The organism is Marivirga tractuosa (genome assembly GCF_042140215.1).
GTDB classification, from domain to species: Bacteria; Bacteroidota; Bacteroidia; order Cytophagales; family Cyclobacteriaceae; genus Marivirga; species Marivirga tractuosa_A.
Genome location: NZ_CP159478.1, coordinates 488201 through 503130, shown reverse-complemented (window position 1 = coordinate 503130; position 14930 = coordinate 488201). Strand labels below are relative to the sequence as shown.

At 33.5% G+C, this 14930-nt stretch carries 19 protein-coding genes; 4 read left to right on the top strand and 15 right to left on the bottom strand.

Annotated features, from left to right (window positions below):
• Positions 1-26: 26 nt before the first annotated feature.
• The 7 genes from ABWH96_RS02190 to ABWH96_RS02160 form a co-directional block, all read right to left on the bottom strand.
• Positions 27-1325, bottom strand: coding sequence for a carboxypeptidase-like regulatory domain-containing protein (locus tag ABWH96_RS02190; protein WP_375579912.1), 1299 nt, complete (start codon positions 1323-1325; stop codon positions 27-29).
• Positions 1326-1424: 99 nt separating this feature from the next.
• Complete coding sequence (locus ABWH96_RS02185; protein WP_375579911.1) at positions 1425-1574, bottom strand: hypothetical protein; 150 nt, start codon at positions 1572-1574, stop codon at positions 1425-1427.
• A gap of 76 nt (positions 1575-1650) precedes the next feature.
• Positions 1651-3807 (bottom strand): peptidase domain-containing ABC transporter, encoded by a 2157-nt coding sequence (locus ABWH96_RS02180; protein ID WP_375579910.1) that lies wholly within the window; start codon positions 3805-3807, stop codon positions 1651-1653.
• A gap of 147 nt (positions 3808-3954) precedes the next feature.
• The gene (locus tag ABWH96_RS02175; protein ID WP_375579909.1) at positions 3955-4434 is read right to left on the bottom strand and encodes a peroxiredoxin family protein; all 480 of its coding nucleotides are present in this window, start codon (positions 4432-4434) and stop codon (positions 3955-3957) included.
• Positions 4434-4988, bottom strand: coding sequence for a hypothetical protein (locus tag ABWH96_RS02170; RefSeq protein WP_375579908.1), 555 nt, complete (start codon positions 4986-4988; stop codon positions 4434-4436). Before ABWH96_RS02170 ends, ABWH96_RS02175 begins: the two co-directional genes overlap by 1 nt.
• A 395-nt stretch (positions 4989-5383) precedes the next feature.
• The gene (locus ABWH96_RS02165) at positions 5384-6088 is read right to left on the bottom strand and encodes a hypothetical protein (protein ID WP_375579907.1); all 705 of its coding nucleotides are present in this window, start codon (positions 6086-6088) and stop codon (positions 5384-5386) included.
• 69 nt (positions 6089-6157) lie between these two features.
• Positions 6158-6322, bottom strand: coding sequence for a hypothetical protein (locus ABWH96_RS02160; RefSeq protein ID WP_375579906.1), 165 nt, complete (start codon positions 6320-6322; stop codon positions 6158-6160).
• Between the two features lie 116 nt (positions 6323-6438).
• On the opposite strand from ABWH96_RS02160, the gene ABWH96_RS02155 reads away from it, so the two are divergent.
• A complete protein-coding gene (locus ABWH96_RS02155; RefSeq protein ID WP_375579905.1) occupies positions 6439-6756 on the top strand; it encodes a helix-turn-helix domain-containing protein in 318 nt (105 codons plus the stop codon).
• Between the two features lie 59 nt (positions 6757-6815).
• Here the strand turns inward: ABWH96_RS02155 and ABWH96_RS02150 are convergent, their stop codons facing one another.
• The 7 genes from ABWH96_RS02150 to ABWH96_RS02120 are packed head-to-tail and all read right to left on the bottom strand — an operon-like array spanning position 6816 to position 11749.
• Positions 6816-7508, bottom strand: coding sequence for a potassium channel family protein (locus ABWH96_RS02150; protein ID WP_375579904.1), 693 nt, complete (start codon positions 7506-7508; stop codon positions 6816-6818).
• On the bottom strand, positions 7505-8122 hold the full coding sequence (udk, locus tag ABWH96_RS02145) for a uridine kinase (RefSeq protein WP_375579903.1): 618 nt from the start codon (positions 8120-8122) through the stop codon (positions 7505-7507). Before udk ends, ABWH96_RS02150 begins: the two co-directional genes overlap by 4 nt.
• Positions 8123-8151: 29 nt before the next feature.
• Positions 8152-8730 carry a non-canonical purine NTP diphosphatase gene (locus tag ABWH96_RS02140; protein WP_375579902.1) on the bottom strand — a complete coding sequence of 193 codons (579 nt, stop codon included), beginning with the start codon at positions 8728-8730 and terminating at the stop codon, positions 8152-8154.
• Positions 8731-8734: 4 nt separating this feature from the next.
• Entirely contained in the window at positions 8735-9232 is a 498-nt protein-coding gene (locus tag ABWH96_RS02135; RefSeq protein WP_375579901.1) for an FKBP-type peptidyl-prolyl cis-trans isomerase, read from the bottom strand.
• Positions 9233-9245: 13 nt separating this feature from the next.
• A complete protein-coding gene (locus ABWH96_RS02130) occupies positions 9246-9785 on the bottom strand; it encodes an FKBP-type peptidyl-prolyl cis-trans isomerase (RefSeq protein ID WP_375579900.1) in 540 nt (179 codons plus the stop codon).
• 1 nt (position 9786) lies between these two features.
• Positions 9787-10719, bottom strand: a complete 933-nt coding sequence (locus tag ABWH96_RS02125; RefSeq protein ID WP_375579899.1) for an FKBP-type peptidyl-prolyl cis-trans isomerase — start codon at positions 10717-10719, stop codon at positions 9787-9789.
• On the bottom strand, positions 10706-11749 hold the full coding sequence (locus ABWH96_RS02120; protein WP_375579898.1) for a bifunctional oligoribonuclease/PAP phosphatase NrnA: 1044 nt from the start codon (positions 11747-11749) through the stop codon (positions 10706-10708). Before ABWH96_RS02120 ends, ABWH96_RS02125 begins: the two co-directional genes overlap by 14 nt.
• A 194-nt stretch (positions 11750-11943) precedes the next feature.
• On the opposite strand from ABWH96_RS02120, the gene ABWH96_RS02115 reads away from it, so the two are divergent.
• Positions 11944-12363, top strand: a complete 420-nt coding sequence (locus tag ABWH96_RS02115; protein WP_308350440.1) for a nucleoside-diphosphate kinase — start codon at positions 11944-11946, stop codon at positions 12361-12363.
• Between the two features lie 81 nt (positions 12364-12444).
• Here the strand turns inward: ABWH96_RS02115 and ABWH96_RS02110 are convergent, their stop codons facing one another.
• On the bottom strand, positions 12445-12771 hold the full coding sequence (locus ABWH96_RS02110) for a hypothetical protein (RefSeq protein WP_375579897.1): 327 nt from the start codon (positions 12769-12771) through the stop codon (positions 12445-12447).
• A gap of 187 nt (positions 12772-12958) precedes the next feature.
• Between ABWH96_RS02110 and ABWH96_RS02105 the strand changes: the two genes are divergently transcribed.
• Positions 12959-14197 (top strand): AMP-dependent synthetase/ligase, encoded by a 1239-nt coding sequence (locus ABWH96_RS02105; protein ID WP_375579896.1) that lies wholly within the window; start codon positions 12959-12961, stop codon positions 14195-14197.
• The gene (locus tag ABWH96_RS02100; protein WP_375579895.1) at positions 14181-14717 is read left to right on the top strand and encodes a hypothetical protein; all 537 of its coding nucleotides are present in this window, start codon (positions 14181-14183) and stop codon (positions 14715-14717) included. Before ABWH96_RS02105 ends, ABWH96_RS02100 begins: the two co-directional genes overlap by 17 nt.
• Positions 14718-14930 lie beyond the last annotated feature (213 nt).

Here is a 14930-nt window from a genome sequence, read left to right as displayed (position 1 = left end):
TTTTTCATGCTCTATTATTTGTAAAATCAATTATTCTCCAGTCGTTTAATATCTTCCTGAGCCTTTTTGAGCTTTGGGTCCAATATCACCGAATTAAAATTATTCCAAAAGACTTCATTATAAGGTTTTTCGACATCAAATAAGTCTTCATCCACAGCCATCGTTTCTTTATACTTAATTCTTTTAAAGTTTCTTCTTCTCGTTTTTATATCCGTCACATAAAAAGCGGCATTATAAAACTGTACGGCACTTTCACCTTCTTCCGTTTCTGTTTGCCACGCATCCTTTACTGGAGCTTTCCATTTTATATAGCTTAAATAATACTTTTTGCCGATTTTTCTATACGACACAACTGATTGTTTATAAATACTATTCAAAAACAATTTCTCTTGATCCTTATTAAATCTAGCTTCATTGGAACCTTCAACTGCGAAAAATTGACTACTAAATTCCAACTTTAATATTCCAAAATCATCAGCATTAATATATATTTTTCCGAATGATTGAAGGCCTCCAAGGTGGAAAGAAGGAGAGAAATAGCTTAAAACATATATCAATCCTTCACTCGACTGAATAACCGAATCTAACTCAAAATCATATCTACGGTGGATATCATTTAATAATTTGTATTCTTCAATTCGGTTATATCCTCTGATGCCATCAAACTCAAAAGACTTGTACAAATTGTTTTCATCCTCTCCCATGAAGTATTTATAAACTTTTTCAAAGAAACTGTAATCTATATAATCCTCGCTTTTTTTCAATTCGTCCAGTCGGATTTTTAGTTTGTTATAAGGCAGATCAAAACCATTATCCTGTACGGAAACTGCTGCCTCTAGTAAACGAACATAGCTATTGTTCCTCACTACCATTTCGCGATAAAAACCTTTTAGAAGAAAGGCTCTGCGAGCGTAATTAAATGGAATTTTCCTTATGGCCTCGCCTACAATAGCTCGAAGTGTATCTTTTGCAGGCCTAACTATTACTTCTTCAAGCATCCCTTTTTCTGGGGTTAAATAGTAATTTGACTCTTGCTTTTTTAAATTGGCAACCAGCAATTCCAAATCTTCATAGCCAATGCTTGAAATCACTACAGTATCGTACTTTTCTTTAATTGGAAAACTAAAGCTAAACTGTCCTTCTTCATTAGAATGAGCGCCCAACATAGTGCCTTTTAAATGAATATTGGCAAAGGGAATAGTGGAGGAATCTGCTTTGGATAATAAAGCTCCACTGATTTCTTTGTATTCGAGCTTGGTATTTTGAGATACTAATATTGTTAAATTAAAGAATAGGAATAGAAAAGCAGTAATTAAATATCTCATGTATCAGTTCTGTAAATGATAAGGCTGAATTCAATTTACAGAAAAATATTAATTTAACTAAATCAATAGAACGTTTGACCAGAATATCCACCCAATTACTTATTCTTTCAATTTTCTTTTTCTGTACTCCAATAATAGTATAGTGCCTTGCATGACTATCAAGGAAATAAAACCCGCTTTAACGTCAAAAATAAAAATCAATCCAGATACGATAAACAAAAGGATTTTTACAAAGGTGATATTCTCCATGGCTCTTTATTTAATAGATAAGGTTTCTCAAAGAACCACCTAAAGCTTAAAATGTTAAATTGATTTCATATTCATCTCAATAAATCAACTCATTTACAGACTCGCTAAAAAAGTTCTCTTCTTTAATTAAAGCTTGCGGTTCACCATGGCTGGTGATACTACCATTTTCCAATATGTAGATGTAGTCAGAGAAACCAGCTACTTTCATTCTGTGGCTCACAAACAGAATGGTCTTTTCATTTTTTAAATGCTGCAATAAATTTAATATGAATTGCTCTGTATTTCTATCCATAGCAGAAGTTCCTTCATCAATCAATAATAATTGAGGATTACGATAGAGTGCCCTGGCTAATCCTACTAACTGCTTTTGACCTCCTGAAATATTAGCTCCTTCTTCCCCTAATAGTGTCATATAACCTTGAGGGAATTTTTCAAAGAAGCGATCAAAGCCAAATTCTTTACACCATTTGACTACTTTCTCTAATTCAGCAGGGGTATCACTTAAGCAAATATTAAAAAGTAAATAATTATTGAAAACCTTAATATCCTGAGGGACAACTCCTATTAATTTTCTATAATCCTCTAATTCTAAATCCTCGATGGAGTTTCCATTTATTTTTATGAATCCATCCGATGGTGCATAAAACCTTTGTACGAGTTGAAAAATTGTGCTTTTACCCACGCCACTTTCTCCCAATAGCGTGGTGATTTTTCCCTTCTCTACTTTCATGTTGATATTGTTCAATAAATTTAATGAACCAGGATAATGAAAACTTAGGTTTTCAACAGTTAAATTATCGATCTTTTCGATTTCAATTTCCTTTGCCCCCTTATCTTCCGTTTTTATACCTGTAAACTCCTCCATTCTATTGAAAGCTACTTTAGCTTCCTGAAACTGAATATTAAAAAGAGCGATTTTAGTCAAAGACGGGCCTATAGAACCAGATAGAGACAATAAGGCTACCAAAGAGCCTATTAAAAGATCTCCTCCTAGAACTAAAAAGGAAGCTAAAGATATTACACTTACTACGAGTAATATCCCCGCCAACTCTGTAAGCAAGCCAAACTTTACTTGAATTTTACCTAATTTAAATATCTGGTCTTGAAAGTTTTTATATAAAAAGGTAGTGGCCTTATGAAAAAGATTGATAGTTCCAGTTGTCTTTACTTCTGCTATGCCTGTAATCACATCTATGTAGTTTCCTTCATTGAGCGCATAAGCACTCATTACTTCTTTTTGGGCAGTAATGATGGGCTTATTCAATCGCCATAGGATTAATCCATAAAGAGGTATAAAAATAGAAACAATTATCCCTACTTGCCAGGAATAAACAAAAACACCTATTAGCGAAATAATGATGACTAAAAACTCTATTAAAAGATTGCCGATTAAATTACTTATACTTGATTGAATGCGTCTTGTATCATTCATCCGTGCTACCATATCCCCTGTCTTTTTGGAATCAAAAAAGGGTTTGGGAATATTTAAAAGTGATTGAAAAAAAGACCCTATCATTCTATTGTTAAAATCCTTGCTCTGTGTGATCAAAAAGGTAGATCGGACATAACTTAGCCCCATCTTAATCAATAAAATCAAGGCAAATAAAACTAATCCTATAACGAGTTTGCTGACTTCTTTGGTAGGTAAAATGACATCAATCAACTTTTGACTAAAAATAGCAGTAGCCAAGGAAAAAATAGCAATTAAAATACCTAAAAAAAGTGCTGCCAATAAAATATTGAGGTCTTCTTTTACCCAACTCAACAGGTTCTCATATTTTTTCTTTTTGGACTTTACTTTTTCAAATTTTTCATTTGGGGTAAGTTTAAGCAAAGCTTTGGACTGCCATACCTCTTGTAGTTTTTCTTGTGACCATAGTTCTACTCCTCTTCCTGGATCATTTATGATTAATTGATCGCCCTGAAAGCTATAAAAAACCACATAATGCTGTAATCTGTTCTCCAGTATTACATGTAGAATAGCAGGTGAATCAAGCTCTTTTAAATTTTCAACTGATTCAGCTTCTAAGCCTTCTACTTCAAAACCCAAATCCTTAGCTCCTTGAAACAGACCCAATAATTTAGTACCTGTTTGGGTGGTTCCCGTAATCCTTCTGATTTCATCCAAACTATGCTCACCCCCATGAAATTTGATGATAGAAGCCAAACAGGCAGGACCGCAATCCGATTGACCGTGTTGCTGAACGAAATATTGGTTGAGTTTTTTAATCATTGATTTGGATTCTTTAAATATCTTTCAGTGATGAAACCTGTCAGGTTTGCCAGCATTAAAATTCTAGATTTCTTTAAATAACTGATACATTTTTTAAACCTAAAACCTGGCAGGTTTTGATAAAATACAGTTCCAATAATTATTGCTTCACTCCAAAACTTCCAAAACAGCTTCTATTTTCACTTCTCCTTTGAAATGTTTTTGCAGTAAGCCGTTTTTATAAATAAACGTCTGGGGTACACCACCCCTAATAGTTTTGGTCAATGAATCAGGATTAACTTCAACATAATGCTGTGTAAGATTGTATTGCTGAAGAAATTCAAGTGCTTCTTCCATAGGTTCAAAAGAGGCCAACAGCAACTTATAATTTTGAAACTTTGCTTTATTCTTCCCAATCTCTTTCATTTCCCTTTGGCAGAAATGACAATCACTATTGAAATACATGAAAATGGTAGATTGGTCAGTATTTGCTTTATTTAAACCCAGATTTTTGGTCAAGGAATTAAGGTTTTGAATAATTACCTCTGACTTACTTTTTTGATTTAACTTTTGAACACTTGAATAACCCATCCAAGATAAAAGGCCAATCACTAATAGCCCGATAATAAGAAGAAGTTTCTTTTTCATTAGGCCCCTAAATTAATCGATAAAAAGGTTACGAATAATATCCAAACCACTAAAGCTGAACCATATACTGGTAAAGTAAATTTTAAAGCTGAATCATAATCTTTTTTTATGATTTTTTTTATGCCTAGAGCTAAAACTAAAAGATAAATAACCTCAAACAGATTTAGGGATTTTAAGGGATAAATTAGCCAGGATTCTAATTGAGATGCATCAAAGAGAATAAGTAAGGAGAGTGGGGCAAAAGTTTGGACATCACTAAAAGTGTAAGAAGTATCGATTAATCCAAACCAAAAGACTAAAATTATTGAAGGTAGCAACCACACAAACTCAGCAACAAGTACTACTCTAATAATTGAATTAAAATTAGATTTAAATCCAAAAATGATCATCCCACATAAAATCCAAAAAGAAATAAGTAGAACTTTTATAATATGTATTAGGGGTACTATTAAAAAATTTAGCCACGACCATTCTGCTCTAAGTGAGAGAATTTCATCAATTTTCTCAATACTGCTCTGTTTAAACAAATGTTGAATGTAGATTTCATCTGTCATCAGATAGGTTTCAATAAAATATAAAGAACCGATAGAAAGAATTATCAGTAAAAGAAAGTATTTATATATCATATTTTTTTCTGCTATTAAAGATCAGCTCAATTCATATTGGTTCTTATTTGAATCGTATTTCGCAAAACAATATTTTCCTTCATACTTTTACATCTCATCACTTGCAATTTTTGAACTCATTATTCTCTCTATTTGCATTGAAGCAAATTATTAGGCTAAGGACTTATCACAAAAAGCATATTTGGACATCAATCAAGGTTTAATTTGGCACTACATTCTTGCGCAATAAAACATAATCTAATAATCCATAGTAGAGGTTTTTTGATCGTTTTAATTCATAAAAAAATCAAGCTTTAACAGACATTTGTATATCGCTACGATACTCAATTCATTTTTTCAGTAGGAAGTTTAAAATATTTTTTACCAAGAAAAAGCCTCCTAATTGAAGTGAAAATGCTGAACGTCATTACAAATAAAATTACTGAGCTCAATGAAATAATAATAATATTTTCTAACGAGAAACTTGAATATGAACTAGTAAGAATATTAAAATTACTCGGTATTAATGCAAAATATAATGTATTCTCCAAGGCTAGAATTTCATACATTATAAAGAACACAAAATAAGGACCGAAAATCAGTAATATAAACTTCCAATCATCAAGTGAGATTTTAAAATAAGCTATACCAATTAAATAAATACTTAAAGTATATAAGCAAACTGTACAGATTTGAATCAAAAAAGCTCCTAAATTCTCTATACCCACACTGTCGAAAAAAAGGATGTATAATGCTAATATTAGCATGAAAACACCAATTTTAATTTCAATAAAATCTTTGATTAAGGTAAAGCCAGACTTAATGAGGTTTCTATTTAACAATGAACTAATTGCAACCAATATAATGCCATCATTATTTCTTGATAATGCCTTCATCCATAACAACAAAATTGCGATTAGTATAAAATTTTTTAAAATCAAAACAATCGGCTCCTCCAAAATATGCAGAGATGAATTATTTGATAAAATTACTATTGCAAAAAATATCGAATATAATATATTTAAAAATAAGTCTTTTTTAATTTTCATTTTATATAAAACAGTCAAGAGTGAGACAAATCTCACCCTTGACTGTCTATTTGGTATTTAAAACACTTTTTAGCAATATTCTGCAATTGCACCGACACCTGTTGCAAATGCTGCTATATTCAATCCAGTTGGAGCTACTGACAGAACCACAAGGGCCATACCTGCACCACACCCAAGCCATTCAAGTTGTCCGCCTTGTACTTTTTCCATTCTTTCAATACTCAAATTTTTCATAATTTTAAGATTTAATAGTTAAACATACACAAATAACTAAAAAAATATTACGCGTTTTATTCATATTTAAATAACATTATTTATATTTGAATAATTAGAACTAAAACCTTAAAGTCATGTCCTTAGGAGATTATATCAGAAAAATACGCCTTAAAAAAGGCATTAGCCAACAATTTATTGCTGATAGCATCGGGATTAGCCAAAGTAAATTCAACAGAATTGAAAATCACAAGTCTGATATCTTACTAAATGAATTAATACAAATCTGTCAAGAATTAAGGATAAATTACATTGATTTGCTTAAGTCAATTCAATCAGAGGAAGCCAAAACTGATGAAACTGAAATATCTCAGCTTTGTAATGAAATAAAATCCCTTAAAAGCAATCTAAATGAAATGAAGGAATATATGTATTCAAATAGGGGGGGGGGATAAAAATATTTTAACCAACTTTTCCAAAGTTCTAAACTTTGGAAAAGCTCCAGTAGCAGAATCTACTTATTCACCTCAATAAACTTATTCACATCCTTAGATTTACCCAAAATAATCATGATGTCAGTTTCTTTGAGGAAAGTATCTGCACGGGGAACTCCTATGATATGTTCTACTTGCTGCAGTTGACCCTCTACTTTTTCATCGTACAGTCTTTTGACGGTAATTAAGTTGAGGTTATATTTCTCCCTTAGGCCTATTTCGCTAATGGTTTGATCTACTACTCTGCTTGGCGTATTAATTTCCACAATTTCATAATCATCAGGCAAGGGAAGGAAGGATTTCATATTGGGGTGCAATAACATTTCCGCAACAGTCTTACCAACTGTTTCTTCAGGGGAAAGGATTTCTTCTACTCCCATTTTCTCTAAAATCATACGCTGTTGAGCATTAGCAGCTCTGGCAATAATTCGCTCTACTTCCAGTTCCAACAATAAAACAGTAGTCAATAAAAGCCCTTCAAAATTCTCCCCAATAGCCACCACTACCGCATCCATATCCTGAATGTTTTGTGCTTTTAAAGCTTTCACATCCGTGGAATCCAATGCTACGGCATAGGCCACATCATCTTTAATAGCTTCTACTTTATCAAGGTCGATGTCAATGGCCAGTACTTCCGCACCACTGTCACTCAAGGTTCGGGCGATGGATTCTCCAAACTGTCCTAATCCGATTACTGCAAAGCGATTGGTCATGAGCGTATATTTTTAAGGTAAGATACTAAAACTTCTAAGCCTTTATCAAATTTATTATTATTTGGAATAATAATATCGGCATCGTATTTAAAAGGATCTATATATTTTTCATAGGTGGGTGCCACATGCTTCTCATATCGGTACAAAACATCATCTAAATCATAACCACGCTCAGAATTATCTCGCATGATCCGTCTTTTGAGCTTTACATAATCCTTGGCATCAATAAATACCTTTAAATCCAACAGTTTTATTAATTCCGGAAAGTAAAAAACAAACAATCCTTCTACCACTATTATTTTGGAAGGTTTAAATTCCAACATCTTTGGCACTACATCTGGATTGTTGAAAGTATATTCCTTACGGCTCACAGGCTTCCCTTCTTTAAGCATTTTGATGTCACGTGCATAGTCATCAAACTCAATGGACTGCGGGGTATCAAAGTTTTCCACTCCGTTTTCATCCTTGGGCTGCAAATGTCGATCTTTGTAATAATTATCTTGAGAAACTAGGCAGATTTCATCTTTAGGAAAATGGTCGAGCAAACTTTTCAGAAACATAGTTTTTCCTGATGCACTTCCTCCTGTGATGCCTACAATGAATGGATTGTTCATGAATGCAAAACTACTGTTTTAAACTGTTTTTATGAATTTGTTTGTAAAAAATCGACCAGTTTTCTGACTGCGATTGATCGGTGTGAAATTTTATTTTTTTCTTCGAGGCTCATTTGTGCAAAAGTTTGCGAATAGCCCTTCGGAATAAAAATAGGATCATAACCAAATCCTTTGTCTCCGTTATGTTCTTTAGCTATTTCTCCCTCCACTATCCCTTCAAAAAAGTGTTTTTGATCTCCAATAAATGCACAAATAACAGTTCTGAATCGAGCATTTCTATTAGGTGATGAATCTAATCTTTCCAACAGTAATGTCATATTATCTTCATCTGAGCGCTGAGGCCCGGCATATCGAGCAGAAAACACACCCGGTTCGCTATTCAAAGCTTCTACCTCAAGACCAGTGTCATCCGCAAAACAATTGATATTATAATTTTCAAAAACGTATTGCGCTTTTTGCTGTGCGTTACCCTCCAAGGTGCTTTGATCTTCCCGTAGTTCTTCATTACAACCGATATCTTTTAAACCAAGCAGCTGAAAATCTACACCTAAAAGATGGGAAACTTCCTTAATTTTATTGACATTATTGGTAGCGAAACAAAGCTTCAAAATCTTAATAACTGGTTAATCTAATTCTAAACTCTACATTTTCACCATCTGGTATATTTCTAGGCACAACATCACTTATACCCTTATTAATCAATAGTTCTCCAGGAATGTATACTCTATATTCGGCATTTCTATTCATTAAACTAAGCGCAATCTTGAAACCTGAAACTACCTGATTAGATCTTAAAGAAAACTGTGCTCCTATTCCATCAACAAAAGTTTCGTCTTCACCCATAACCCTTCCTTCAAAATCAACTGTAGCACCAGAACAAAAGTTAGGGGAATTGCCAACGCCTGATTCTAAAACTGAATATCTAATACCTGAAGGGTGAGTTCTGTAGTCTATACCTTCTGAATCAAGATAAGACTCTATTTGATTAATTTGTACATCCAACCTTGCTTGGTCGACTGAAAATTCTGGTGCCTCGTCACATTGAATTTCTGATTGGCAAGAAATAATACCTAAAAATATAACACTTATCGATATAAAATATCTGAACATGCTTGATGAAAATTTAATTTTGTATACTTACTAATTCCACTTCGAAAAGCAAAACGGTATTTGGCTCGATTGAAGTATTACCTCTAGGCCCATAGGCCATATAAGAAGGCAAAATCAAAGTTGCTTTTCCTCCTTCATTTAACAATTTTATTCCCACATCCCAACCTAAAATAACCTGTCGCTGTCCAAGTATAAAACTAAAAGGCTCATAAGTTCTTGCTTCACTGTATACTCCTGCATCTTTGGCTACTGATTCTATGGATGTATCGAAAACTTCCCCATCTAAGAATTTGCCGACATAATTAACTTCAACCCTATCACCATTTGAGGGTTTTTCACCACTGCCTTCCTCTTCTATTATGTAAAATAAGTCGTATGAAGGATCTCTTTCAGCTGTTAAATTATTTTCTTCTAGATAGGCCTCAATAACGCTAATATCCTCAGCTAATTGCTCTTCAGGACATTCCCCTCTTAAGTTTTCACAATCTTCGTCACATGATGAAAACAGGACTGTAACTAGCCCTGCCATCATCAGATAAATTACTTTTTTCATATTATTTTACCTCCACTAGCTCAACATCAAATATTAATGAAGAGTTTGGAGGAATTACAGCACCTGAACCACGAGGGCCATATCCTAATCCTGATGGGATATATAAAGTAGCTTCGCTGCCTTCATTTAAAAGCATGATGCCTTCATCCCAACCTCTAATAACTCTTCCTTTTCCAATTGGAATTTCAATTGGGCCGTATTCTCTTTCTGGATTGTACACATCCGATTCTTTAGCTACATCCTCATAAGAAGTATCAAAAACAGTTCCGTCCAATAATTTCCCTACATAGTTTACACGTACTGTATCACCTGATTCTGGTTTCTCTCCAGACGTCTCTTCAGTAACCATATAGTACAAGCCAGATTCTGTTTTTTCTGCTTCAATATTGTTTTCCGAAAGAAAACCCTGAATTATTTCATCATCAATGCCTTTTTGCTTCTCAGCATCTTTTTGCATTTTCTCCATAGCTTCAGCTCTTTTTTGCTGTTGCCATTCCATAAATCCTGCAGTGTCTAATTTTTGAATTGCTTTAGCGTAAACCGTTAGTCTTTCTGCTCCATCTTTATCTTGAGCTACTGGTTGTTGGAAGCCTTCTGTTAAAACCTGACTAGCCGTTAGCTTGGTTTTAATACTATCTCCAAGTTTTAATTCCTTCAAGATAGAAAATAACGGACCTCTTGTAGAAAGTATAGAATCATTGATTTGAACAGGTAATTCACCTACATCTTTACTATCCAACATAACTGAATCTTTACTGTCAATTAGTTTCAATGAATAAATAGCAAAATCACCTTCCTCAAAACTTGATCCATTATCAGATTCAATCAATACGTATTCTACGCCATCGGCTGTTTTTTCTTGCTTTTCGCTATTGCATGCTCCCAAAAATATTATTGATACTAATGCAATTGCTAAGCTTTTATAATTGTTCATAAACTTCTATTTTTTCTCTGTTTTGTAATTGTGATGAATATTCTTTTATGATTTTTTCAAATAAATTTACTGTTTCTTCTAAACCCTTTTCAACTTTTCCGCCAGCCGCATTTTTATGACCACCTCCTTTGAAGTATTCTCCTGCTAAGGTATTCACTTCAAAATCACCAATTGAACGTAAAGATAATTTTGTACCGTCTTCTGTTTCAGTGAAAAGAGCAGCCATGGTAATTCCATCAACAGACAAGGCATAATTTACTAAACCTTCTGTATCGCCATTTTTAGAATTAAATTTTTCCAAATCCTTCATGGAAATAGCAAAATAAGCGGCATGTTCCTTTTCAAAAACCTTGAGTCGTTCACTCAAAGCAAAGCCTAAGAATTTTAAACGATCTAAAGAGTTGGTATCGTATATTAGTCTAGAAACTTCTGAATTATTAGCTCCTAAACTGATTAATTCAGCTACAATTTCATGAACTTCCTGAGTAGTATTTGGGTGCTTGAAAGAACCAGTATCGGTCATGATGCCAGCATATAAACAATCTGCCGTATCACTATCTACTTGCTCTTTATCGCCAAAAAGCTTTATCAATTTGAAAATCAATTGAGCGGTTGAAGCGGAATCTACATCATGGTAAACGTATTCCGCAAAATCATCCGGATCACGGTGATGGTCAATCAACACTTTATGCGCTTTAGAAGCTCCTACCGCATCACCTAATTCATTTATCCTTTTTAAGTTTGAAAAATCTAAACAAAAGATGAGATCTGCTTCTGCGACTAACTTTTTAGACTTTTCCTCATTGCCTTTTTCATTAAAGACTATGACATTTTCATTGCCTTTCATCCAATGAAGAAATTTGGGATAATCCGTAGGTGTAATCACAGTAGCCTTGTGCCCTGTCTTGATTAAGTAATTATAAATTCCCAAACTACTCCCCAATGCATCAGCATCAGGCTTTTGGTGGGTTGTAATTACAATATTTTGAGGTGTTTCTAATACCTCTTTTAATTTTAATATATCCTGCATGAATCAGATTAACCCTGTGGGGATTAAATTGATTTGCAAAGTTGACAAGAAAATTATGAAAAACAAACGACTAAACGACTGAGCCTATGCGAAAAAAAAGAATTCATATTGAGTTTAAGGAAATATAATATTTCATATCAGATTAATCCTTTAAATTTGCATCATAAATTATTCAAATCAATAAATTTAACACAATGGCTGGAAACAGAACATTTACGATGATTAAGCCCGATGCAGTGGGTGAAAATAACATAGGCGCAATCACCAAAATGATAGAGGAAGGTGGATTCCGAATTGTATCTATGAAAATGACAAAATTAAGCGAAGAAAGAGCTGGGCAGTTTTATGCGGTTCATAAAGAACGTCCTTTCTATAAAGACTTGGTTGCTTATATGTCAGGAGGCAATATTGTTGCTATGATATTAGAAAAAGATAATGCAGTGGAAGATTTCAGAAAACTAATCGGAGCTACTAATCCTGCGGATGCTGAAGAAGGTACCATCAGAAAAATATTTGCTACTTCTATTGAGGCAAATGCTGTTCACGGATCTGATTCAGATGAAAATGCACAAATTGAAGGAAGTTTCTTCTTTGCTGATATTGAAAAGTTTTAAGTAAAACTTGAGATAGAAATAATTAAAAAGGCATCCGCTAGAAAGTGGATGCCTTTTTAATTTGATTATAATTTTGAAATTTTAATTCGTCACAATCTCCGATGCAGCTGGAGAATCAAAAATTTCTTTAAAACTATATCTATAAATGACTTGGAAAAGGATATTATATGACATTGAAGACATAGAACTTGGAGCATTATGTTTTTGCTGATCAAGGCTATCCTTAACTATTAATTTTTCGTTTAATTGATTTAAAGAATCCGTTTTTTCGCACTTCTTCTTATCAGGCTCCGCTTCAACCTCCTCTTTATCTTTATTCTTTTCTTCTTTCTCTTTGGCTGAAACATCAAATGCACAAAATGCACCTAGTAATAATATTATAATACTGGTTTTTTTGAAATCAAACATGGTTATTACATTTTGATGTTATCAAATATATTGAATAAATATGAATTTATATCAATAACCTATTGATAACTTCCATGAGCTTGTAAGGTTTAGTTTAATTTTATAAAAAAATTAAAATTTCCTTTCGTTTTGAGTGTCAATAGCTCTTTTTTCATTTATATTAATGTGAAATTAAAAAAGCACTACTATGGAACCTACTCGATTGTTTGATTTATTAAGCTACCAGAAAGCAAACAACCCACTTAAGGATACTTTTTCCTATAAATATGACGGCAATTGGAAAAGTTATAGTACAGATGATGTCATCAATATAGTTGATTCCATTTCACGGGGGTTTCTTAAATTAGGATTAGCCAAAAATGATAAAGTTGGAATAGTTTCATCCAATAGACCTGAATGGAATTTTATCGATTTAGCTTTACAGCAAATTGGAGCGGTGAGTGTACCAATGTATCCTACCATCACACCAAAAGATTATAAATTTATTTTTGAGGATTCCGGTTTAAAATATGTTTTTGCTGAAGAACAGGAGCTTTATGATAAAGTTAAAAAAGCTTCAGAAGGTCTCGATTTTATCAAAAACATTTATTCTTTCGATAAATTGGAAGGTATTCCACAGTGGACTGAACTTAAAGAAAGTGGGGAAACAGATGATACGGAATTACAGCCTTACCGTGATGCTGTAGAGCCTGAAGATTTAGTTACCTTGATTTATACTTCTGGCACCACAGGAAATCCAAAAGGAGTAATGCTGACCCATCGAAATGTGTTGAGCAATGCAAAAGCTGTAAATGAAAACCTGGATGTAGAGGGTTTGAAAAAATCACTAAGCTTTTTGCCGCTCTGCCATATTTTTGAGCGAACAAGTGTTTACTTCTATTTATATAGAGGCGTAGCGGTTTATTATGCTGAAAATCTCGAAAAAATTGGAGACAACCTGAAAGAGGTTCAGCCGGATATGTTCACCACAGTTCCAAGACTTTTGGAAAAAATATACGATAAAATTGTGGCAAAGGGAATGGATCTTTCAGGGATTAAAAAATCATTGTTTTTCTGGGCTTTAAACTTAGGACATAAATTTGATCGAAATAAAAATCAAGGTGCTTGGTACAACTTTCAATTGAAATTAGCCAATAAACTTATCTTTAGTAAGTGGAGAGAAGCCGTGGGTGGAAACATCAAATTAATCGCTTCTGGTGGAGCTGCTCTTCAACCTCGCTTAGCTACCATTTTCTGGTCCGCACAAATTCCTGTTTTAGAAGCATACGGATTAACCGAAACCTCTCCTGGAATTGCGTTCAACAGATATAATAAAGAAGATATGTTAATTGGCACAGTTGGACCTGCTTTACCTGGAGTTGAAATTAAGATAGCTGAAGATGGTGAGGTTCTGGCAAAAGGCCAACATTATGAAAGGCTATTATAATCAACCAGAAAAAACGGCTGAAGTAATTGATAAAGATGGATGGTTCCATACTGGTGATATAGGGGAAATGGTAAATGGCAAGTTTCTAAAAATTACCGACCGTAAAAAAGAAATGTTCAAAACATCAGGTGGAAAATATGTTGCTCCTCAATACATAGAAAATAAACTAAAAGAATCGACCTTGATTGAAATGGCTATGGTTGTAGGTGATGGGCAAAAATTCCCAGGTGCTTTGATAGTTCCGAATTTTGATGCTTTAAGGGAATGGTGTCACCATAAGGGCATAGCATATTCATCTGATGCAGAAATGGTAAAACAGCAAAACATCATTGATAAATTTCAAAAAGAGATTGATAAAGCTAATGAACAATTTGCTCAATATGAAAGAATCAAAAAAACTGTTTTGTTGCCAACAGCCTGGACAGTTGAAAACCATGAATTAACTGCCAAATTGAGTTTAAAAAGAAAGATAATTGAAAATAATTATCAGAAGGAGATTGAGAGTATTTATAATGGATGATAAAATTAATCTGTGAAGTAAAGCAGTATTTCGCCCTTTCAGGGCTTATGGGTTGTTTTTTTCTTAGCACAGGGCTTCACCCTGTGTTATAATATGACGGCCTTTCAGGCCTTAAAGCATATGTCCAAATTTATGATTGGAAAATTTCAGAAATTTCCAAATTTTAAATTAAAGAAACATTTAGTATTTAATTAGATAAGACACCCCGAAGCT